Source organism: Sulfurimonas xiamenensis, from assembly GCF_009258045.1.
Lineage (GTDB): Bacteria > Campylobacterota > Campylobacteria > Campylobacterales > Sulfurimonadaceae > Sulfurimonas > Sulfurimonas xiamenensis.
On sequence record NZ_CP041166.1, the window covers coordinates 1,462,773 to 1,486,131 of the forward strand.

A 23,359-nucleotide genomic window follows, 5' to 3' on the forward strand; every position below is an offset into this window, starting at 1 on the left:
TTTTGTCGATTGGTTATTTTTTAAAAAGTGAAATCGCTCTATTTGCCGCTTCTTTATGTATTACCACAGGTCTGGGATAATTTGGAATTGAGTTTTTTAAAAGATAGGTTTCATCATGTAAAAATTTTGGTGCGATATCTCTTAATTCAGGTAACCATTTTTTGATGTAATATGCCTCTTTATCAAATTTTTTACTCTGTAAATAGGGATTAAAGACTCTAAAGTAGGGTTGCGGGTCAACTCCCGTTCCGGCACTCCACTGCCATGATAGTGCGTTGCTGGCTAGGTCGTAGTCAAGCAGATGTGATGCGAAAAAGCGCTCTCCCCATTGCCAAGGCAGAAGCAGGTCTTTTGTGAAAAAAGAGGCGACAACCATTCGCACACGGTTGTGCATCTGCCCGGTTTCGAGCAACTCTCTCACCCCTGCATCTACGATAGGAACGCCAGTTTTTGCTTCACAAAAGGCTCTGAACTTCTCACCATCTTCTATACCGTTAAAGTCATATTTGTAGTTTTGAATCTCCAATGTCGGGATATGAAAAAGAAGATAGGCATAAAAATCTCTAAAGATAAGCTGTCTGACAAACGGTTCTATTTTTGAGTCATTTAAAGAGAAGAGAACTCTTAAAACCGCTCTTATAGAGATAGTCCCAAAACGCAGATCAACGCTTAAGCCCGAAGTAGCATCAGAGGACAAATAATCCCGCATCTCTTGATATTTATCTATCTTTTTTAAAAAATTTTTTAGTTTTACATGCGGATTTACTATCTCGATGTCTTGTTTTATAAACCCTATACTTTCAAACTCAAGCGGAAGTTTTTTGCCTTTTATTTGAATGCCCTCATAATCCTCTTGTGCCAAAACATGCTCTGCTATTTTTACCTCATCTTTATTTTTATGCTCAAGAGTTGCTCTGGCTTTTTTGTAAAAAGGGGTAAAAACAAAGTAGGGTTCGCCGTTATCTTTTAGCACCTCTTTTGGTTTGAAGATGTATGTATCGTTAAGGTAGCGAAAGTGCAGCATATGAGAGATTTTTGTGTCGCGCTCTTTCGCATAAGAGTCATAATCAGCCGATGCGACAACCTCATCAAAACCCTTTAGCTCTTTAAAAATCTCTTCGGGTTTGCCATAGAATATTTTAAGATCAAGCCCAATCTTTTGCAAGTCAGATTTTAACTTTACTACATAATAGAAGATAAAAGTGACTCTTTTATCATTTTTAGGAAGCTTTTTGAGGATATTTTCATCAAATATAAAGATAGGAAGAACTTCTGTGCCAAAAGAGAGAAGCGGATTGTCCCCAACCCTCAAATCTCGTCGAAACCAAAGGATGCGTTTCATTTGGAGCTAAGCAGACTTGAGCGAAGAGCGAGCTCTTTTGGATAGGGCTCTAAAAATGTTTGAGCCAAAAGATAGCTTGTGTTGTATTTTTTAGCATAGAGTTTGATAGTTGATAGAGGAGTGATGATCGGGACTATCTTTTTTGCATAATCATCTATCTGCTCATGCAGGCTCTCTTTTTCAACTGAGCTTAGCTCGTTTTTGAAAAACCCCGCCATGTGTTCTAGTACATTTCTGTTTCTTTTTATCGAGCTTTTTTGCGAGATGGCAACTTTGAAGTTGTGCTCATAGTTTGCAAATAGCTCATCAAAAGAGAGGTTTTCATGATTGCCCACAATATTTCCAAGCACTCTGTAGAGCTTCTCATCTTTTGCCTGAAGCAAAAACTTGTTTCTTGTATGAAAATCTACAAGCTCTTTCATGCTAGGCCTGCTCTCTTTTAGCTTCTCGATAGAGTCATAGGCAAAGAGCTGCATCACAAAATTCTCTCTTAACCAAGCATCTTGAAGCCTGCCCTCCTCTTCCATAGGCAAAAGAGGAAACTTCTCTCTGCAAATACTCACAAAAACACCGTCTGTTTTTGAGTCGGCAAAGCCATTGTCTAGATATGCCTTAGCACTTCCAAAACCACAGCTTGGCGAGCGGGATTTAAATATAATGCCGTCTAGCTTCTCATCGGCTATTCTGTGAATCTCCTCATAAGATTTATCAAGAAGCTTTTGAGTTAAATTACTGCCGTCTTTGTTTGAGACAACGGCAATATTGTCATCTCTGTTTACAAGTTTTATAGATGGTCTTGGAGTGCCAAAAGCTATGGCTTCAGGACAAAATGGAACAAAAGAGGCGTACTTTCCAAGCTCATCGGTAACAAATCTGTCATGCTTGTGCCCGCCGTCAAATCGAACTTTCTCCCCTAGTAAACATGCCGATACTGCTATATTCATCTTTTGTTCCTTTTTTTTGGCTTACGCCATGTTCATTCCGCCGTTAACTTTCAGCGTCTCGCCCGTAATATAACTTGAGTGATCTGAGAGTAAAAATGCCGTTGCCTCTGCTACTTCAGCAGGGTTTCCAAAACGCCCCATAGGGATCTTAGATGTAAAACTATCTTTTATCTCATCGCTTAAAACATCAGTCATCTCGGTTGCTATAAAGCCCGGAGTTATCGTGTTGTAGCGAATGCCGCTAGATGCCGCTTCAAGTGCGAAACTCTTACTCATAGCAATAACGCCTCCTTTGCTAGCAGAGTAGTTAGTCTGACCGGCATTTCCGGTTTCGCCAACGATTGAAGCGATATTTACAACTGAGCCGAATTTTTTCTTTCTCATAACTTTCATAGCTTCGCGGCATCCAACAAAACATGAGAGAAGATTTGCATTGATTACCGACATAAAATCTTCGCTCTTCATTCTAAGTGCAAGTTTGTCGTTTGTGATTCCTGCATTATTTACAAGGTAGCTTAATTCGCCATCACAATCAACGATAGTTTTAATCGCATCTATAAAAGCATTCTCATCACTTACATCAAAACCGATAACAGCCGCACTGCCACCTGCCGCTTCGATAGCATCTTTTATGGCGTCAGCTTCCGCCGCACCGCTTCTGTAGTTAATCCACACTTTAAGTCCGTAAGTTGCCAAAACCTTTGCGATCTCTGCGCCTATACCTCTACTTGAACCAGTTACTAAAACATTTTTTCCGCTAAATTTCATACTATTTCTCCTTAATTTTTTTGATTTATATTTTTGTTCAAACAATTTGTTTAGAGTAAAATATTTAAAATTTTTATACTAAACTATGATCCATCTCTGAAGGAACCTCAAGCCCCATCAGTTTTAAGAGAGTCGGTGCAATATTATTTAATCCACCATTTTCAACTTTGCTTACACCCTCAGCTTCCACAAAACACCACACTTTTCCGACCGTGTGATTTGTTAAGATATGCCCCTCATCATCTCTCATCTCTTCACAATTTCCATGGTCTGAAGTGATAACAACAGCATAATTTTTCTCTTTTGCTTTGTTTAAAATCTTTCCAAGCTGAGTATCAACGGTATTTACAGCGATTTTTGCCGCTTCAAAATCTCCAGTGTGTCCCACCATATCACCGTTTGCAAAATTTACAACTACAAAATCATACTCATCATCCATTGCTTTAAGTACTACTTCTCCGACTTCCGGCGCACTCATCTGCGGCTTTTCATCATAGGTTTTTACATTTGGAGAGGGAATCAAAACTCTTGTCTCATTCTCATAAGGTTCATCAATTCCGCCGTTTAAGAAAAATGTTACATGTGCATATTTTTCAGTCTCAGCAGTATGAAGCTGTCTAAGACCTGCTTTGGATATAACCTCTGCCAAGGTATTTTTCGGCGTATCTTTTTTAAACAAAACAGGGTAAGTAAAACTTTTGTCATACTCTGTAATCGTTGTAAGGTTAACATCTATATGAGATTTTTTAAAACCGTTAAAATTCTTATCTGCAATTGCACTTACTATCTCACGCATTCGGTCGCTTCGAAAGTTTATCGTTAAAATGCCATCACCCTCTTTCATACCCTCATAGTCACTAAATGCAACAGGTTCTATAAATTCATCCGTCTCATCCTTTGCATAAGAGGCATCAATATATTCAGATGGCTGCATATCGGTTTTTGGAGTTGCATTTACAATCGCTTCGTAACCTTTCTGGACTCTATCCCAGCGATTATCTCTGTCCATTGAATAAAAACGGCCGCTAATTGTGGCAATCTTTATATTTTCTCCAACATGCTTACAAACTTGTTCTAAATATTTTTTAGCAGAAGTTGGTGACACATCTCTGCCGTCTGTAATGAGATGCAAAAAGATCTCTTTGCCCTCTTTTTCAGCCAAATCAGCAATGCCCATAAAGTGATCAATATGCGAATGAACACCGCCATCACTCATAAGTCCTATTAGATGCAATCTTTTTGATTTGAGTAAAAGATTTTTAAACTCTTCATTGTCTTTAAATCTGTTTTCATTTAAAGCCAAAGATATTTTTACCAAATCTTGATATAAAATCCGCCCGCTTCCAATAGTCATATGCCCGACTTCAGAATTACCCATTTGTCCTTCAGGAAGTCCTACACTAAGTCCAAAAGTATCAATCAAAGAGTGCGGAGTACTATTGAAAAGTTTGTCATAAGTAGGTTTTGTCGCGTTATAAAACGCATTATATTCAGTCTTTGCACTATAGCCTATACCATCCGTTATGACTAAAACAGCTTTTTTTGTCAATGTTGACTCCTTTTACCAAATCTTCTTCTAACGAAAGTTTTATGCAATTATACTATAATGTCATTTTTATTTTATAAGGACTATTTACTTTGCTATATTGGCTATCAGAAATTCTACATATAAATTTACTTGGATATATAACAATTCGTGCTGGAATATCATTCTTTTTAGCTCTGTTTTTTACACTCTTTTTAATGCCCCGTTTTATTAGATGGGCTCAAAAAAACTCAAGTGTCCAACCTATTAACAGCTGGGCACCCCAGAGACATCAGGGCAAAGCAAAAACCCCGACGATGGGTGGAGTTATTTTTATCTTTTCAACTATTTTAGCCTCTTTGATTAGCATAAATTTTTCAAATATTTACGCTCTAGGCGCTATTGCTACGCTTGTCATATTTGTCCTTATCGGTTTTAAGGATGACTTTGCAAAAATCAAAAAAAATGAAAACTTAGCAGGCTTAAAAGCAAGAACAAAACTCCTTTTACAAATTATCTCAGCAACAGCTATAGCTCTTTTTCTATATACTATATCTGATTTTAACACCAACCTTTATATTCCTTTTTTAAAAAATCCGGTTTGCGACATGAAATTTTTTGCTATCTTTTTTTGGGTTATAGTGATAATAGCAACATCAAATGCAGTCAATTTGACAGATGGACTTGATGGACTTGCAACTGTACCCTCTTTGGCCGCTCTTTCATCTTTTAGCATTATTATCTACATTACCGGAAATGCTACAATCAGTTCCTACCTGCTTATGCCAAATATAAACATAGGAGAGGTTGCAATCGTCTCAAGTGCTCTTATTGGCGCATTAACAGGTTTTTTATGGTACAACTGCCATCCTGCAGAAGTTTTTATGGGTGACAGCGGTTCGCTTACAATCGGTGCATTTTTAGGTTATCTTGCGATTATCTCTAAAAGTGAAATTTTACTTCTGCTTATCGGCTCTATTTTTGTTATAGAAACACTCTCCGTTATTCTTCAAGTAGGAAGCTATAAACTTAGAAAAAAAAGAGTTTTTTTAATGGCACCTATTCATCATCATTTTGAGATGAAAAAATGGGCAGAAAATAAGATAATTGTTCGATTTTGGATTATTGCAATGCTCTCTAATGTTATAGCTCTTATCACTCTAAAGATACGCTGATGAAAAGAGTCTCTCTATTTGGCTACGGCAAAACAACAAAGGCATTGACAAAACTCTATCCTAATGCACTATTTTATGATGATAAATGCATCAAACCTTTTATAGATGAGAAAGGCTTTAAAGTAAAACCTTCATCAGAGTTTAATCCAAGCTACTCAGATTTGGAAATTGTCTCCCCGGGTATACCGCCGAAAAATGCACTTATAAAAAAAGCTAAAAATCTCATCAGCGAATATGATGTTTTTGCAGATACTGCACCTTTAAAGATTTGGATAAGCGGTACAAACGGCAAAACAACCACAACACAGATGATGCAGCATCTTTTACAAGAGAGAGGCTCTGCAGCAGGCGGAAACATCGGAACACCTTTGGCAGATATGGATAAAAATGCAGCTATTTGGATTTTAGAGACGAGCTCTTTTACAATTCACTACACAAAAAAAGCTCTCCCAAATATCTATATTCTGCTTCCCATAACTCCTGACCATCTCAGTTGGCATGGAGATATAGATGCATATATAAGCGCCAAAGTAAAACCTGTAACCATGATGCGCGAAGGAGAAGTTGCAATCATACCTGAAGCGTATAAAGATATAAAAACATCTGCACACCTTATTACCTATAATGATGAGAGTGATTTGGCAGCGTATTTCGGCATAAATATAGAAAAAATCAATTTTAAAGGCGCTTTTTTGATAGATGCGCTTTTGGCAATGTCGGTAGAGAAGATACTTTTTGACAGAACCCATTACGAAAAAATCAACGCATTTGTTATAGATCCGCATAGACAAGAGGAGCTCAGAGACAATAAAAATCGGCTCTGGGTTAATGATACAAAAGCGACAAATCTTGATGCAACAATCGCCGCACTCAAACGATACAAGAAACAATATGTACATCTGATTTTAGGCGGAGATGACAAAGGCGTTGATTTGAACGAACTTTTTATCTACCTGCAAAATTGTAATGTGAAGATTTACGCCATAGGGTCAAACAAAGACAAACTCTGTGAACTTGCAAAAAAATACAGCATTGCATTTGAGATATGCAAAAATTTAACAGATGCCGTAGAGAGGATTGATAAACAGCTCCATGGAAATGAAATAGCTCTCCTTTCTCCCGCTGCTGCAAGCCTTGATGAATTTACCTCCTATGCACATAGAGGAGAAGTTTTTAAAAATAAGGTAAAAGAACTTCAATGAAAAAAGTTGCAATCCTGGCATCACACAACGGTAGCGGTTTTGTTGCGCTGTATAAAGCCGCTCAACAAAAAGAGATAAATATAGAGATAGCAGTAGTTATCTCAAATAACTCAAATTCAGTTGCTTTACAAAAAGCAAAGCAATATGGAATTGACAATTTTGTTATAAACTCAAAAACTGATACAGATCCAAACCAAAAAATAGAACAGCTTTTAAAAAAGTATGAGTGTGAATATGTTTTTTTATCCGGCTATATGAAAAAACTATCAAGCGTCTTAACAAAAAAGTTTAAAATTATAAATTCACATCCTGCGCTTCTTCCAAACTATGGCGGAACTGGAATGTATGGGCGCTTTGTTCATGAAGCCGTTATTAAAAACAGAGAAAAAGTGAGCGGTGTTACCATTCATCTGGTTAATGAAAACTATGATGACGGAGAGATACTTTTACAAAAAAAACTCTCACTTAGCAAAGATGAAAGCGTAGATTCGCTAGAGTCTAAAATCAAAAAACTTGAACAGCTTGCAATAGTAGAAGCATTTAAAAACATCAAATAAACCAGTTTGTAAGCTAACTTTCAGTCCTTAAGTTATATAATTGCGCTCTTTAAAAGATGGCCAATTAGCTCAGTCGGTAGAGCAAGTGACTGAAAATCACTGTGTCCTTGGTTCGATTCCGAGATTGGCCACCACCCTTTTAAAGACTTTCAAATTTTTTAATGGCCAATTAGCTCAGTCGGTAGAGCAAGTGACTGAAAATCACTGTGTCCTTGGTTCGATTCCGAGATTGGCCACCACCCTTTTATCTTATAAGAAATTTAAAACTAATCAATATTCTATTTATTTGCCAAAAAATTAAATTTTTTGAGATATAATTTCGTTCATGGGGCTGATCTGGTTTCGACGGGATCAAGTAGCTTCTAATTGCATGTCGGACTGAGCACTTCCGTTACGCGGCTCAACTTGCTTAAACGCAAACAATACAAATTACCGCCCAGCTTACGCAGTAGCATAAGTTTTAACCCCTCGCAAGAGGTGGGCTGCTTCACCTGTTGACTCTAGATAGGCAGGATTCGAAGTATAACCCTTATGTAGATATATTTTATGTACGCCTCGAACATAAAAAGAACTTCAGAGGATCGTCTTGTGTAGCTTTGCAAGTTGTGTAAAGCAGGATTAAACTTAAACAACTTTTCTAAACATGTAGACATTAGGAGTAGCGTGGTTTCGGACTGGAGTTCAATTGCCCTGCTCTAATTATCTATATATTGCCTATTTATAGGGATTTATTAAAAAATTCTACATTCACATAGCTTATAACTCACTTATATTTAACTTAAAACTCACTTAATAAAGTAAATATAGTGCATCCATAAAACCTATTCTTACATCCATTTTATCTTGATATATTAAAAATAGCTTAAAATTAATTACTTTAATCACTTTATCACTATTTTAACTCATATAAATCCCTATTTATAGGGGTTTGTGACTTTAAAGTAGTGGATTTTTTTTAGGAATACTTTCGTCATCTTAAACATACAAGGACTTGATGATGGAAAATATAAAAGCAGTAAATAATACATACAACTCATATTTAAATATTCAAGTCAATGAATATTTTTTAGATGAATTACAAAAGAGGTATGGAAAACTATTACTCACTAAAAATGAGCTTGCGGAGGTTTTAAATCAAAGTCCTCGCACAATCTCAAATAAAATGAGTACTGGCACAATGAATATAAAATTCATTAAAACTGGAGATTCTATGCAATCTGGAATTTTATTTCCTATTATAGCTGTTGCGGAGTACCTTACAAATCAAATGCATGAGAACTCTGCTTACGCTGCATAATTCAACTTACGAATACTCTCAGTGCTCTAATACAATACAAATTTACCAAAATAAAATTTTAATACAAAAAATTACTTTCTTTTATATGTTGGTTATTAAAAAAATGGTAAAATAGATTACTTTTCTTCGTTTATATCTGTTTAAGAAAATTAATTTTTTATTGGTGGTTTAGTTCAGTGGGTTCAAGTTATATTTTATCATACACATCAACATCACTCGCATCTTATGAAGCGGAAATCATGGCAAATTTATATCATGAATTAAGTGACTGGTCAAGTGTTAGAAAAAGCGTTGTAGATGATAATTCTTTACAAAAGGACACATTAGCAACAAGAAAAAGAAAGTTCGTAGAGATACGAAAAAGACTTGAAACATTAACTCCTGCTCAACTCTTATTTTATACAGAGGCAACGAGTAGTGATATAAAAAATTTAACTCTTTTGAGCTGTTACAAACTATATCAGTTCATCTATGATTTCTCATCAGAGGTTATACGAAACAAACTACTACTTTTTGACTTTCAGATTCTAAACAGTGATTACGAATCGTTTTATGACAGTAAACGAGTAGCATATGACAATCTCAACACAATTTCAGAGATGACTCAGAAAAAACTCAAGCAAGTTATGTTTAAAATTTACGAGCAGGCTGGCTTGATAGATAGTGTCAAAACAAAAAATATTCTAAAGCCGTATCTTTCTGAAGAGCTTATTAAGCTCATCGTTCAGGATGACCCTAAATATTTAACTGCTTTTTTATACAATGACAATGAAATTAAAGATTATATGAAGAGATATCAATGAAATTAGAATCATTAGACACAAAATATGAAAAATTATTTAACAATCTAAGTAAAGAGAGTTTCTTATCCATGAGTGCTCTGGGTGGAGAGATACCTTTTTATATCGTACCATACAACCCTGAGCAAGAGAATGATATCGTTCTAAAAACAAAACTTCTCAAAGATAGACTCTCTCGTGATGGGATAAGTGTTTTTGAAATCAATTTATTTGATTTGTCATTGGAAATGCTTGAGGAGCGTGGTGTATTGGAAAAAATAGTAGCCAAAGAGAGTGAGCTATCAAAAGCAAAACTCTTTAAAACACTTCAAGGTGTGCTTGATAGCGAAACTAAACTCATCCCTCGTATCGAAGAACTATGTAAAGAGAATGTTTCGCAAATAGTATTTTTAACTGGCATTGGACAGGTATTCCCATATATTCGTTCTCACACTATTTTAAACAATCTTCAAAACAGTATTAAAGACAGACCAACAGTGATGTTTTTTCCAGGCACTTATGGAAGTGACCTATCTCTTTTTGGAAGATTAAAAGATGACAACTACTACCGAGCATTTAACCTTGACACACTAAACTTGTAAGGATTGAGACAGTGATTGAAAGACTATTTAAAAAAGATATTCATAGAAACATAGAAGGTGTTATTAAAGCTGACAACTTAACTGATGAAGCGATATTTCAAGAGGTTGATGAGTATGTCATTACCAATGACCTCAATAAAAAGTTAGATGAGTTCTTCAGCGAATATAGTGGCAGCATAGGTAAAAACACTCAAAATGTCGGCGTTTGGATATCAGGACACTTTGGTTCGGGTAAATCACACCTTTTAAAAATTCTCTCTTACATCCTTACAAATGAGAGAAAGCATTCAGACCTTATTGGGGAGCTGTTTTTAACTAAGATTGATGAAGATGATTTTGAGCTTAAAAACAACATTGAAAAAGCGTTAAAGACTCCATCAGAAACGATTTTGTTTAACATAGACCAAAAATCTGACATAGGTAGTAAAAATCAAGATGACGCTATTCTTGGTGTCTTTATGAAAGTATTCAATGAAATGCGTGGATACTATCCTAAGTTTGGATATATCGCTAAATTTGAGAGCGACCTTGATAAACGTGGCAAATTCAATTCCTTCAAGGAGAAGTTCAAAGAGCTAAGCGGTGAGAGTTGGGAAAGTGGAAGAGAGACAATCTTTTTAGAGAGTGATAACGTAGCAAAAGCTCTTTCAAGTGTTGATGACATCTCTGAGCAGAGTGCAATGGATTTAATTGACAAATATGAAGAGAACTATTCACTCTCAATCGAAGAGTTCGCTAAAGAAGTCAAAGCATATATAGATTCCAAAGAGCCAAATTTCAGACTTGTATTTTTTGTGGATGAAGTTGGTCAATACATCGGCGACAACACAAAACTCATGCTAAACCTTCAAACTATTGTCGAAACATTAGCAACTGTTTGTGGCGGTCAAGCTTGGGTAATAGTAACATCTCAGTCAGCGGTTGATATGTTAGTAAATTCTACATCGGCTATGGAAAATGATTTTTCTAAGATTATGGGACGCTTCAAAGTCAAGCTAAACCTTACGAGCCAAAATGCGAATGAAGTTATACAAAAAAGACTTCTTGAGAAGACTGATGAGGCAAAAGTTGACCTAAGCTCCATTCACAGTAAAATTCAAAATTCACTCTCTTCAATTATTCACTTTAGTGACAGAAGCAGACAATATCAAAACTACAAAGATAGTGAACACTTTACTTTAGTCTACCCATTCGTCCCATATCAGATGGATTTATTTCAGTCATGTATAAGTGGACTCTCAGACCATAGTGTTTTTCAAGGGAAACACCAGTCAAAGGGTGAGCGTAGTATGCTCGATGTGGTTCAAAACATTGCCAAAAGAATATCTACAGGCGAGATAGGAACCATTGCAACTTTTGATATGTTCTTTGATGGACTCTCAGCTATTATCCGTGGGGATGTGCAAACACAAATCCAAAAGGCTTCTGATATTTTAGAACCGTTTGAGTCAAAGGTACTAAAGACTCTTTTTATGATTAAGTATGTAAAAGAGTTCACTCCAAACGTTGACAACATCGCTACACTACTTGTTCCTCAAATTATCAATGTCGATATCAGCGATTTAAAAAAGCAGGTTCAAAGTGCACTAAACCGACTTATAGACCAAACATACATCCAAAAAGTGGGTGAACAGTATGAATTTTTGACAGATGTTGAAAAAGATATCGAAAAAGAGATTAAATCGACTTCAGTAGAGACTTCTGAGATAGTAGGAGAACTGGTCAACTGGATTTATGAAGATATCATCAAAATAAATAAAGTGCGATACTCTGGCAATAAACAAAACTACTCATTTACAAGAAAACTCGATGATACGATTGTCAAGGGCAAAGAAGAAGAGTTGACACTCAACATCATCACACCATTAAACTCTCAAGACTACGATGTTGAAAGGCTCATTCATAAATCTATTGCTGACAGTGGTATTATCTTAGCTCTTCCAAGTTCTTATGACTTTTCTCAAGACTTAGAGCTGTATGTCAAAACAAAAAAGTATATCCCTCAAAAACAAGGCGGTAGTGTTTCTGACAATGAAAGAAATCTTCTATTCAACAAAGCAAACGATAACAACAAACGTAGGGAAAAGCTTCAAAACGACCTAAAAGATTTCATCAGTGAGGCAAATCTATATCTAAGCGGTAAAGTTTTGGATATTGCTACAAAAGACATTAAAACAAAAATTGAAAATGCGTTTGAAGAGCTTATAACCAGCACTTACTCATATATTGGACTTTTAACACAAGTATATGAAGAGAGAGATATAAGTGTTGTATTAAATCAAAGTGATGATTTACTCACAGGTAGTGATGACGCATTAACTCCAGCAGAGCAAGAGATTTATACCTACATAGATAGACAGAAAAAGTCTCATAAGTCAACGACTATCTCTAACCTACTTGAGTATTTTCAAGTTCGTCCATATGGATGGTATCAAAATGCCATTTTAGTCCAAATTGCTTCTATGTATATGAAGCAAAAAGTTGATTTAAAGCAGAACTCAACACCGCTAAATAAGCAAGAGGTTTTAAATGCTCTGACAAATAACCGTCAATTCAACACACTTGTTGTACCAAAGACCATTATTGATGAGAAAAAGGTCAAAAAAACAAAAGAGATACTCTCCGAGCTTTATCCAAATGCGACATTTAGTTCTACTTCAACAAGAGATATTTATGACATTGCTATACAAGAGACACAGAAACTCATAAGCACTTGTAAAAACTTTATGAACCTACACTATCCTTTCAATAGTGAATTTCAAAAAATCATAGATATTTTAACTCCAATTGAAAAGCTTACTACAGAGACTTTATTTGATGAACTTTCAAATATGGAAGATGACCTACTTGATACTAAAGATGACATCATTGAACCAATTATGGAGTTTATGAACGGGGATAAGCGTCGTATCTATGACAGTGCTGTCAAATTTGTTCATGATAACAAAGACAATCTTCGCTACATCAACGACACCCAAAAAAGTCTCCTTGAAGATTTGTCAAGTCAAACAAAACCATACAGTGGCAATCATATCCAACAAGCAAAACAAGCACTTACAGCTATTGAAGCATTATTGCAACCACTTGTTGAAAAAACACGATTAGAAGCTTTTGAGAAGATAGATTCTATTATCAAAGAACTTCAAAGTAATGAACATTTTGAAAAAGTTCCATCAGCAGACAGATACAAAATCATTCGTCCAAGGGAAGAGCTAAAAAATAGCCTAACATTTACAACGAGCATAGATACAATCAAACAAAGAACCAACGCTGAGGCTTTAGCTGATGAACTTAATCGTGGATTGGACACGCTCTTTGAACTAATACCACAAGAGGAAGTAACAGCTCCACAACCTACAACAGTACGTATTGCAACACTGACACCAAAAAGTAAAATCACACTCAAGAGCACTCAAGATGTCGAAGAGTATATTGATAAGTTAAAAGAGAATCTTTTGAATGAAATTGATAATGGGAAACAGGTGTTATTGTAGAATGAGAAGTAATTATTACTCTCGGCTACACCTCAAGGATGTAGGCTTACAAGAGAATTACAAGTGCATTATAGGAAATTGTTAATGAAAGATGGCTTAATAAAAAAATTTATAACTGATAAACGGTTCCAAAGTTATGCGGACATCTATGAGTATGAAGAGAATCTACACATATCAAAACGAGCCTATATTCCGTTGTCTATTTTAGAAGTTTCTTTACGCAATTCAATTGACGCATTACTGAGTGATAAAGTAGATGAAAACTGGCATACAGATGAAAGCTTTCTTACAAAAGACAGTGTATTTAAAATAAATCAAGCCATAGAACTACTTCAGCGAAGAAGAGAAAGTGTTTCTAAACATAAAATCATTGCTGAACTCTCTTTTGGTTTTTGGGTTAATCTTTTCAAAAAACCATATGACAAAAAACTCAGAATAAACGACCTGAAAAAAATATTTCCAAATTTGCCACCTAAAAGTGTTGCACTTATTAACAGAGAAAAAATATACAAAGAACTCAATCATATAAGAAACTTCAGAAATCGTGTATTTCACTACGAAAAAGTTGTTAATAAAGACGGTTACAATATGGTTTTCGAAGAAATAAATGAAATACTAAGATATTTTGACAATGACATCTATGAATTTGCAACAAAGGTAAATAACTAATGAACAAATCAGCACTAAAAAAATTCGCTACATCTATGAGGCTTGAACTCATAAGCCTTGTTAAAACAAAGATAAACTTTTTACTCTCAGATGGCTATAGAGAAAACTTAGCACTTTATAATACAAACAAGGTAGCCATTGCTCAGATTGCTGATAGATATGAAAAAAGCAAAGAAGACTTCATAGAAGAAGTAGCATACACATGGTTCAACCGTCTCGTAGCACTTAGATTTATGGATGTCAATGAGATAACATCATCGCCTATAATCTCAACATCTGATGAACAGCCAATACCTCAAATGTTCAGCGAAGCTAAAGCTGGAGATATCGATGAAGAGTTAAACCTAAACAGAGAACGCTTTTTTGACCTCATAGATAAAAAGGTATCTGGTATAAAAGACAGTGATAACGAAGCCTATAAAATGCTCTTTATATCTACATGTAATCACTTCTCTTTACTTATGCCATCTATGTTTGAACGCATAAGTGACTATACAGAGCTACTACTGCCAGATGACATGTTAAGTCCAAATTCACTCAGAGCTAAAGTAGTTAAAGCCATGAGTGAAGAGGATTGTCAAGATATTGAAATCATCGGATGGTTGTATCAGTTTTACATCTCAGAGAAAAAAGATGATGTGTTTGCTCAGCTGAAAAAGAACAAGAAAATAACTCCAAGTAATATTCCTGCTGCTACGCAACTTTTTACACCTCACTGGATAGTAAAGTATATGGTTGAAAACTCTTTAGGAAAACTTTGGATGTTGAATCATCCAAACTCAAGCCTCAAAGAGCATATGAAGTACTATATAGACAACGAAAAAGAAAGCACTACTTTTATAAAAGTGGGAACTCCAGAAGAGCTGACATTTTTAGACCCTTGTTGTGGTAGTGGGCATACACTTACATATGCGTTTGACTTGCTCACACTCATCTACGAAGAACAAGGTTACAGTAAAAGTGACATCCCATCACTCATTTTAGAAAAAAATCTGTTTGGATGTGACATCGACAAACGTGCTTCGGTACTTGCTAACTTTGCACTGACGATGAAAGCAAGACAGTACCATAAAAGATTTTTCAAAAAAGATGTCAAGCCAAATATAGTAGAACTTGAAGGTATTGATGGAATCAAGAACTATGGTTCTCTTATGGTTCCAAGTAGCGATGAGGATTTTGATGAAGGGATGTTATCAAGAGAATACAAACTTCAAAAAAAGATACTTACATCAGAGTTTCATTGTGTAGTAACAAATCCGCCATATATGGGTGGCAAGGGAATGAATGCTGAGTTGAGTGAATTTGTAAAAAAACGATACCCAAATAGTAAGTCTGACTTGTTTGCTGTATTTTTGGAACGAGGTTTTGAGATGATTAAAAATGATGGTTATATGGCAATGATTACAATGCAATCATGGATGTTTTTAAGTAGTTATGAAAAACTAAGAGTTAAATTACTGAAAAATTATTCTATAACGACAATGGCACATCTTGATAATATGGTTATGGGTATAGCATTTGGGACATCAGCGACAGTCTTTAAAAAACAAAAACCGAATGAAAATACAAAGGCTGTTTACTTTAAAATCAATCTTGATGATTTAAATGAGAATAGAGAAATATTAGAATTAAAATAAAGGAATCAATAATGTATACAACAGCAGGCGAATACACAGAATGGCATTTAACCCCTAATGGATGGGAAAGAGGAACACAAGTAACTGATTCAGGAAAAAAAATTAAGTCTTCTCCAGAAAACAGAGTTTTGACACTTAAATACGAGGAACATATGTCTTCCACTTTAAAGCTCAATACTCGTTGTGAACAAACATGGTCAAATAAAAATGAAGAACAAATCAATAAACTTATTGCAGAGTTTGGCGAATGTCCATGCAGTTTATAAAATAAAAGTAGAACAATGCATAAAAAGCACTTAAAATATGTCTAAAATAAGCTCAATAAAAATGGAACTGGTTAAAAAGTCAAGGGAATCAACTCTTGCTGCTGTTCAAATATATAATAATCCTACAATAACATTTAAAGCTGAGTCATTTATAGTTTTAACAATTATTTCTTGGACATATCTTTTGCATGCTTATTACAGAAGCAAAAAGATTGAATACAGATATTTTGATATAAAAGGTAGTGTACGAAGGTATCAAAAGACCAAGAATGGTGCCTATAAACATTGGGAATTAGAAAAATGTTTAAATTTTCAAGATTCACCTATAGATAGAGACACTGCAAACAATTTAAAATTTCTAATTGGATTGAGGCATGAAATAGAACATCAAATGACTTCCAAAATTGATGAAATTTTAAGTGCAAGATTTCAAGCAGCGTGTTTAAATTACAACAAATATATCATTCAATTATTTGGAGAAAAATTTTCGATTTCAAAGTATTTATCTTTTAGTCTACAATTTTCTACCATCAACACTGAGCAAAAAGAGCTTTTGGAAGAACACACAGAATTACCTTCAAATATATTGAGCTATATTAAAACCTTTGATGATGACTTATCTACAGAAGAATACAATAGCCCAGAATATGCTTACAGGGTATTGTTCGTGCCTAAACTTGTAAATCATAAAGGACAAGCTGATAAGGTAATTGAATTTGTAAAAAGTGACTCGCCTCTTGCAAAAGGTATTAATAAAGAGTATACAGTTATAAAAGAAACAGAAAAACAAAAATATCGTCCAAGCAAAATCGTAGAAAAAATGAAACAAGAAGGCTTTAATGAGTTCTCAATTTCATCACATACTTACTTATGGCAAAAACGAGATGGAAAAAATCCAAAAAATAACTTCGGCATTGAAATTGAAGGACAATGGTACTGGTACGAACGATGGGTAGATGAAGTAAGGAAACATTGCATTAAAAATTATACTGAGGAAGAAAAATGACAATATTCGTCAATTTTATCAGTAAAATTTTCAAACAGTGGATTATCTATTTAGGTTTTATTCCAGCATTATATGACTTATTAAATGCATACTTAAACTATGAATATAAATTTCCTGATTATGTCTTAATCGGATTTCCAATAATTATATTTTTATACGCAATATATCAAGTTTATAGAGATGAACACCTTCAGAGAATAGATTTAGAAAAAAAGCTTGAAGGACCAACAAACTATCAAATAAAAGCTGTGCTACACCCTGTTGATTTTAAAAAAGATGAATTGATAAAACAGCTTGAGAGTATTAGATTAGATGTTGAAAAAAAACTATCATCAATGCCTTCATATGTGAAAGTAGATAATGTTGAGAAATATTCACAAATATCTTCACTTATATCAGCATCCGCTGGTTTGCATACTAAAACAGCAACAACATATAATAATGAGTTATCATCCTACAAGTGTGAATTAGAAAAAATAATATCCAATTCTGAGAAATATAAAGAAAAATTAGTTGCAAGAATAGATGAACTGAGTGATATTTTTTACTTTATTGATTTTTCTATAGAAAACACAGGCATAACATCGGACTCTGAAATTCAAGTTGATATAAACTGTTTAAATAAAAATATTGTATTTAATGAAGTAGAAATCACACGTCATGGTATGGATATATATAAACTAATACCATCAATACCTAAGGCTCCTGAAAAACCAGAAGTCCAAAACTTAAATCAGATGATGGGTATAAATGAAAGAGCATTTGACTTCAATAGACCACATTTTGATATACCTAATCCTAATGCTTTTAGAAAATGGATTGAAATAACAAATAGTAATTGCTCTGTTACAATCAAAGATTTACATGTTGGAGACAATGTAAGTCTGTTTAAGAAAAAGTTGATTCTTCAAAAAAATGACCATGATATTGTATTTGAAGCTACGATAAAGTCAAAGGCATCTACAAGAGTATTGAAGCCAAAAATTATTATTGAAATCAGTAATACACCAAAAACATTATTTAATTTTGAGGAAAAACTATGAGCACATTTGTCCGCCTAACAGACTACAAAAGTAGTGATGAAAAAGAGCAGGGTTTTTTTAAACCTAAAAATAGATATGAAGCTAAACAAGAGGATTTTTCTAAAATCCCTACATCCCCTATTGCTTATTGGGTTAGTGATAAAGTGAAAAAAATATTTGAAAATCAAAAGATTAGTGAATATTCATTTTCAGATGGAAAAAATGTAACTGGGAATAATGATGAATATCTAAAACAAATATGGGAAATTAACTTAAATGATATAGGTCAAGATAATAAATGGCTTTTTATGATGAAGGGTGGGGATTTTAGAAAATGGTATGGTAACTTAGAATATGTAATGAATTGGAGTGAAGAGGCAAGAACTCACTATAAGAAGAATAAGGTAGGAAGGTTAATCCCAGAGTATTTATGGTATAAAAAAGGTATTACTTGGAGTAAAATTTCATCTAAAAATGCAAGTTTTAGAGTATTGCCAGAAATATGCACATTTGATGAAGTGAATATTAGTTTTAATGATTTAGATAAATATAATTACATTCTTGCTTTTTTGAACTTATCAATTGCTAAATCATTACTTCAAATTACAAATCAAACATTAAGCTTTCAGACAGAAAACATTTTGAATCTTCCAATTATTTTTTCAGAATCAGAAGATATAAAGCAAAGAATAGAAACTATAACCCAACAAAACATAGACATCTCAAAAGAGGAATGGGACAGCCGAGAAACATCGTGGGACTTCACAAAAAATGAACTCATAAAACACAAATCAGATTCTAAAATTGAAACAGCATACACTAACTACTGTAACTATTGGAAAGAGCAACACAACACACTACACCATAACGAAGAAGAACTAAACAGACTGTTCATAGATATATATGAACTTCAAGATGAACTTACACCAGAGGTAGAGTTAAAAGATATAACGATACTAAAAAATGAAACGAAAATAGTTGATAGAGAGTTAGTCTTTCAAGCAGATGAGATTATGAAACAGTTTATCTCTTATGGTGTTGGTGTGATGTTTGGTAGATACTCACTTGATAGTGATGGACTGTTGATTGCAAATATGGGTCAAGAAGTTCCAACCTCTACAACATTTGTGATAGATGATGACAATGTTATCCCTGTGCTTGAAGATGACTACTTCAAAGATGATATAGCTTCAAGATTTGTTCAGTTTGTTAAAACTACTTTTGGAGAGAATAGTTTACAAGAAAACATCCGCTTTATTGAAAACGCATTAGGTACAACAATTCGTAAGTATTTTGTAAAAGGGTTCTACGAAGACCATATCAAACGCTATAAAAAACGTCCAATCTACTGGATGGTAAGTTCTCCTAAAAAAGGTTTCAATGTTCTCATATACATGCACCGATACCAGAGTGATGTATTTGCAAGGGTAAGAAACAGTTACCTCACAGAGTACATCAGCAAACTTGAATCACATAAAGAGACACTTCATCTAACAACTACATCTGAAACAGCTTCAGACAAAGATAAAAAAGACGCAGATAAGCAGATAAAAAACATAGAAACAAAACTCAAAGAGCTAATAGAGTTTGACCGAGAAAGTATGATGAGCTTCTCTCAAAATGGAGTGGATATTGATTTGGACGATGGAGTAAAAGTCAACTACTGTAAATTCAAAGAGATACTCTATCCAATTACAGGGCTTTGTAAATAATGAGTGATTACTGGTATACAGACGAGTATGGACGGAAGCGTCATGTTCAAGATGGCGTTTCGTCTGATTCAGCACGCTATAGACATGAAAGTATATATAACCCCTTTTATGCTCATAGTGATTTTAGCAAAGATAGTTATCTATACTTGACATCATGTCCCAAATGTTTTGAAGCTGTCTACTATTGTAATTGTTCAAATGGTGGTCGTGTATTTTTTGATTCACTTGCACCTGATTGGGATAAACATCCATGTACCTCTACAGCAACATATCAACCAAAAAATATCGACGAAAAATACTCATTAATAATACCTACACATAATTACTACCAGCGTCATGAAGATTATGAAAGAAGGTCGACTACATTTGAGGTTCCAAGTTTTCTAAAAAGTATTAAAATTAATACTACCGATGATATTCTATATAAAAATCTGACACAAAATACTATGATTTTAGTCAGAGAATCCAATGGTAGGTTTTATTTAACTATTATAGTAACAACCAAAAAATTTAAAAATCATCATTTATGTAATAACAAAAGATTTAATAATCAATATATTATGCAAGAATACATCATCAGTTTATTAAGTAAAGTTGATTTTACTCAAAGTGTTGATATCTCTAATGAAGTAATGCATACCAAGGGTAATAAAAAAATTATAAAACTTGATAAATTTCAATCTATTACAATAAATAAGAATCAAAAAAAGGCTAAGAAACCATCTAAAAAAAATGTTATTAAGAAGAATAAAATAAAGCAAGAATTTAAGCCAGTGGAACAAAAAGTATATGTTTCCAAAAAAACTGGGCTGAAAATAGTAAAAAAGAAAAATACTGACATTATCAATGAAACAACAGAAAATGTTAGTGTAGAATCTTTAGAAGAAAATGAATGGAAGATAGTCAAATGATAGATATTAAACAAAGACTTACAAGCATATTTGAAAAACAGCGATTAGTGTTTTGGTATGACGACAATGCTGAGCTAAAAGAACAGTTTGATAACATCAGCCTTGATAGTGTTGAAAAGCTTGTTATAGATAACAATGAGTTTAGCATTAAACGCCAACTATTAAAACTTCAGCCTGATGACAAGTTTTTAATCTACTCGCCAACTCATGCACCAAAAAATGAAGCAAACTGGCTGCTGGATTTGAACATTGCAAACTACATGTTTAGTGCTGATAAGACAAGCCTTATACTACAAAACTTAGGACTGGATGTCACTTTTAAAGAGTTTGTAGGAAGATTCGATAAATTTCTTAATGCTCCAACACGAGTAGAAGCTCTAAAAACAACATTAAGTGAAAGAGAGACTCAAGACTCTTTAGGACTTAAAATGATGGCTGTAAGTATAGGATGTGATGATAACATAGCTTCTATAATGCTAAGAGTATTTGAAAATGAAAAACATTTTGAGACACTTAGTAAGTTTGCACTCGATGGACTCTTTTTTAAAGCTGTAAAAAGCAAGTTCGCTTATGAAGGAGAGAGTCTTAAAGACCTACTTCATAAACTCCTTCAAAATCATTTTTATTTTTACTTAGACAAAAGCAAATGCACACTAAACTCTGATGCCAGACTATTTGTAAAAAGCTGGATGGACAGCAGTAGACATAAGGAAAGCTTTGAAAGAATCTCAAAAACAGTAGAGAATGAACTCAATATTAAAAACATCATAGCTGACGCTGATGCTTCAAAACTTATGATGTGTGACACTTATGAAAAATGTGACCAAGCAGTAATAAGCCATCTTTTAACTAAACTAAATAGTGATAATATCTCTTCAAAAGAGATGTCAAAGAGCATTGCAATTCGTGAGCATACGTTTTGGTATGAGAACTATCAAAACATCTATCAGGCGATACTAAGTGCTTCTGAGCTTTTTGACTTTGTAAAAGAGACTCGTCTAAGTATGAGTAGTTTTAATGATGGAATAAAAGAGTATACACTTCACTGGCATAAAGCAGACAGATACTATAGAGAGTACTCTCTTGCTTCAAGTAAAGCTGAACATCTTGAACTACTAAAAGCACTCAATGTTAAAATAGAAGATGTCTATCTTAATGGCTATTTGAGAGAGTTAAATGACAACTGGCAAAGTTTTGCAGATACTTACACGGCACAAACTACAACTTCACATCAACAACATTTTTATAGCAATGTTGTAGAAGCACATTTGAAGAAGAATCAAAAAGTATTCGTCATTATCTCAGACGCAATGCGTTATGAATGTGGAGTTGAACTTAGCTCAAAAATAGAGAGCATGGACAAATACAGCTCTTCATGTGAAAGTATGGTAAGTTCACTTCCATCTTACACTCAACTTGGGATGGCTTCTTTACTTCCTCATAAAGAGCTCTCTATCGGAGATAAAAACGACATCGTATTTATTGATGGCAAGTCATCATCAGGGATGGCAAACAGAGATAAGATATTAAAATCATATGAAGAGAACGCTTCTGCTATTGGCTATGAAGAGTTTTTAAAGTTTAGTAAAAATAATGGTAGAGAGTTTGTTAAAAACAGCAGTGTCATCTACATCTATCATGACGAGATAGACAAGATGGGCGAAAAAAATGAGATAAAAACTTTTGACGCAGTTGTTAGTACATTTGATAGTCTCATTAAAGTAGTCAAACAAATCTCAAACTTTAACGGTTCTACCATCTACATCACAAGTGACCATGGATTTTTATATACTAACAGAGCGACTGAAGAAAGCGAGTTTTGTAAAGCAGAAGCAGAAGGAGCTATAAAGCTTAATCGTCGTTTCATCATAGGACAAGGCTTAAGTAAACAGACTTGTGTTGCCAAATATGATGGAAAATCTCTTGGAATTGAGGGAGAAAATGATTTTCTCATTGCAAAATCTATCAATAAAATCAGAGTGCAAGGTGGTGGTAACCGTTTTGTACATGGGGGTGCAACGCTACAGGAGTTAGTGATACCACTCATAAGCGTTAAAAAAGCTCGTAGCACTGATGTTAAAGATGTAAATGTAGAGATTATTCCACTGAGAAACATCTCAACAAACACAGTCAATGTAGCACTTTACCAATCTGAAATAGTAGATGAAAAAACGCAACCAATAACACTGAAAATATCTTTTGAAAGTGTTGATGGTGTAACTCTTTCTGATGAATTTAAACACACTTTTGACTCTACTGAGCAGTACGATACAAACAGAGAGTCAAGATTTAGACTAACATTTAAACAAGATATAAATAAGTATAACAATCAAACCATTAAACTTGTGACAAAGAAAGTGCTTGATGGCAGTAGTGAAACTCCAATATATAAAGAACTTGAAGTGAAATTGGCTCTCTCTTTCTTCAATGACTTCGATGATGATTTTTAGG

The 23,359-nt window shown here is 34.1% G+C and carries 19 protein-coding genes, 2 tRNA genes and 1 other RNA gene; 18 read left to right on the forward strand and 4 right to left on the reverse strand.

Annotation, left to right across the window (positions count from 1 at the left end; all coding sequences use genetic code 11):
- Positions 1-13: 13 nt before the first annotated feature.
- The 4 genes from FJR47_RS07375 to gpmI form a co-directional block, all read right to left on the reverse strand.
- Positions 14-1,342 carry a cryptochrome/photolyase family protein gene (locus FJR47_RS07375; RefSeq protein ID WP_152299801.1) on the reverse strand — a complete coding sequence of 443 codons (1,329 nt, stop codon included), beginning with the start codon at positions 1,340-1,342 and terminating at the stop codon, positions 14-16.
- Complete coding sequence (locus tag FJR47_RS07380; protein WP_152299802.1) at positions 1,339-2,286, reverse strand: YbgA family protein; 948 nt, start codon at positions 2,284-2,286, stop codon at positions 1,339-1,341. The genes FJR47_RS07375 and FJR47_RS07380 overlap by 4 nt, the downstream gene beginning before the upstream one ends.
- Positions 2,287-2,307: 21 nt before the next feature.
- Entirely contained in the window at positions 2,308-3,054 is a 747-nt protein-coding gene (gene fabG, locus FJR47_RS07385) for a 3-oxoacyl-ACP reductase FabG (RefSeq protein ID WP_152299803.1), read from the reverse strand.
- A 73-nt stretch (positions 3,055-3,127) separates the two neighbouring features.
- Positions 3,128-4,603: a 2,3-bisphosphoglycerate-independent phosphoglycerate mutase gene (gene gpmI / locus FJR47_RS07390; protein WP_152299804.1), complete on the reverse strand. Its 1,476-nt coding sequence runs from the start codon at positions 4,601-4,603 to the stop codon at positions 3,128-3,130.
- An 89-nt stretch (positions 4,604-4,692) separates the two neighbouring features.
- Here gpmI and mraY point away from each other — a divergent pair, with 89 nt between their 5' ends.
- The 18 genes from mraY (at position 4,693) to pglZ (ending at position 23,358) form a co-directional block, all read left to right on the forward strand.
- Positions 4,693-5,754: a phospho-N-acetylmuramoyl-pentapeptide-transferase gene (gene mraY, locus FJR47_RS07395; RefSeq protein WP_152299805.1), complete on the forward strand. Its 1,062-nt coding sequence runs from the start codon at positions 4,693-4,695 to the stop codon at positions 5,752-5,754.
- Positions 5,754-6,956: a UDP-N-acetylmuramoyl-L-alanine--D-glutamate ligase gene (gene murD, locus FJR47_RS07400; RefSeq protein ID WP_152299806.1), complete on the forward strand. Its 1,203-nt coding sequence runs from the start codon at positions 5,754-5,756 to the stop codon at positions 6,954-6,956. Before mraY ends, murD begins: the two co-directional genes overlap by 1 nt.
- Positions 6,953-7,513, forward strand: a complete 561-nt coding sequence (gene purN / locus FJR47_RS07405; protein WP_152299807.1) for a phosphoribosylglycinamide formyltransferase — start codon at positions 6,953-6,955, stop codon at positions 7,511-7,513. Before murD ends, purN begins: the two co-directional genes overlap by 4 nt.
- A 58-nt stretch (positions 7,514-7,571) precedes the next feature.
- Positions 7,572-7,647, forward strand: a tRNA-Phe gene (locus FJR47_RS07410).
- Between the two features lie 29 nt (positions 7,648-7,676).
- Positions 7,677-7,752, forward strand: a tRNA-Phe gene (locus FJR47_RS07415).
- 88 nt (positions 7,753-7,840) lie between these two features.
- Positions 7,841-8,214, forward strand: a transfer-messenger RNA (tmRNA) gene (gene ssrA, locus FJR47_RS07420).
- Positions 8,215-8,507: 293 nt separating this feature from the next.
- Positions 8,508-8,810: a MerR family transcriptional regulator gene (locus FJR47_RS07425; protein WP_188093710.1), complete on the forward strand. Its 303-nt coding sequence runs from the start codon at positions 8,508-8,510 to the stop codon at positions 8,808-8,810.
- A gap of 239 nt (positions 8,811-9,049) precedes the next feature.
- Positions 9,050-9,613 carry a DUF1819 family protein gene (locus FJR47_RS07430; protein ID WP_241855392.1) on the forward strand — a complete coding sequence of 188 codons (564 nt, stop codon included), beginning with the start codon at positions 9,050-9,052 and terminating at the stop codon, positions 9,611-9,613.
- Complete coding sequence (locus tag FJR47_RS07435) at positions 9,610-10,191, forward strand: DUF1788 domain-containing protein (protein ID WP_152299810.1); 582 nt, start codon at positions 9,610-9,612, stop codon at positions 10,189-10,191. The genes FJR47_RS07430 and FJR47_RS07435 overlap by 4 nt, the downstream gene beginning before the upstream one ends.
- Positions 10,192-10,202: 11 nt before the next feature.
- Positions 10,203-13,685, forward strand: coding sequence for a BREX system P-loop protein BrxC (gene brxC / locus FJR47_RS07440; RefSeq protein WP_188093712.1), 3,483 nt, complete (start codon positions 10,203-10,205; stop codon positions 13,683-13,685).
- An 84-nt stretch (positions 13,686-13,769) separates the two neighbouring features.
- Positions 13,770-14,354 carry an Abi family protein gene (locus tag FJR47_RS07445; RefSeq protein WP_152299812.1) on the forward strand — a complete coding sequence of 195 codons (585 nt, stop codon included), beginning with the start codon at positions 13,770-13,772 and terminating at the stop codon, positions 14,352-14,354.
- A complete protein-coding gene (locus FJR47_RS07450) occupies positions 14,354-15,991 on the forward strand; it encodes an Eco57I restriction-modification methylase domain-containing protein (RefSeq protein WP_152299813.1) in 1,638 nt (545 codons plus the stop codon). The genes FJR47_RS07445 and FJR47_RS07450 overlap by 1 nt, the downstream gene beginning before the upstream one ends.
- 11 nt (positions 15,992-16,002) lie before the next feature.
- Positions 16,003-16,257, forward strand: coding sequence for a hypothetical protein (locus tag FJR47_RS07455; protein WP_152299814.1), 255 nt, complete (start codon positions 16,003-16,005; stop codon positions 16,255-16,257).
- A gap of 37 nt (positions 16,258-16,294) precedes the next feature.
- The gene (locus tag FJR47_RS07460; RefSeq protein WP_152299815.1) at positions 16,295-17,263 is read left to right on the forward strand and encodes a DUF3644 domain-containing protein; all 969 of its coding nucleotides are present in this window, start codon (positions 16,295-16,297) and stop codon (positions 17,261-17,263) included.
- Positions 17,260-18,306, forward strand: coding sequence for a hypothetical protein (locus FJR47_RS07465; protein ID WP_152299816.1), 1,047 nt, complete (start codon positions 17,260-17,262; stop codon positions 18,304-18,306). Before FJR47_RS07460 ends, FJR47_RS07465 begins: the two co-directional genes overlap by 4 nt.
- Complete coding sequence (gene pglX, locus FJR47_RS07470; RefSeq protein WP_152299817.1) at positions 18,303-19,997, forward strand: BREX-1 system adenine-specific DNA-methyltransferase PglX; 1,695 nt, start codon at positions 18,303-18,305, stop codon at positions 19,995-19,997. Before FJR47_RS07465 ends, pglX begins: the two co-directional genes overlap by 4 nt.
- The gene (locus FJR47_RS07475) at positions 19,997-20,908 is read left to right on the forward strand and encodes a hypothetical protein (RefSeq protein WP_152299818.1); all 912 of its coding nucleotides are present in this window, start codon (positions 19,997-19,999) and stop codon (positions 20,906-20,908) included. The genes pglX and FJR47_RS07475 overlap by 1 nt, the downstream gene beginning before the upstream one ends.
- Positions 20,890-23,358 (forward strand): BREX-1 system phosphatase PglZ type A, encoded by a 2,469-nt coding sequence (gene pglZ / locus FJR47_RS07480; RefSeq protein WP_152299819.1) that lies wholly within the window; start codon positions 20,890-20,892, stop codon positions 23,356-23,358. The genes FJR47_RS07475 and pglZ overlap by 19 nt, the downstream gene beginning before the upstream one ends.
- Position 23,359: the final 1 nt, after the last annotated feature.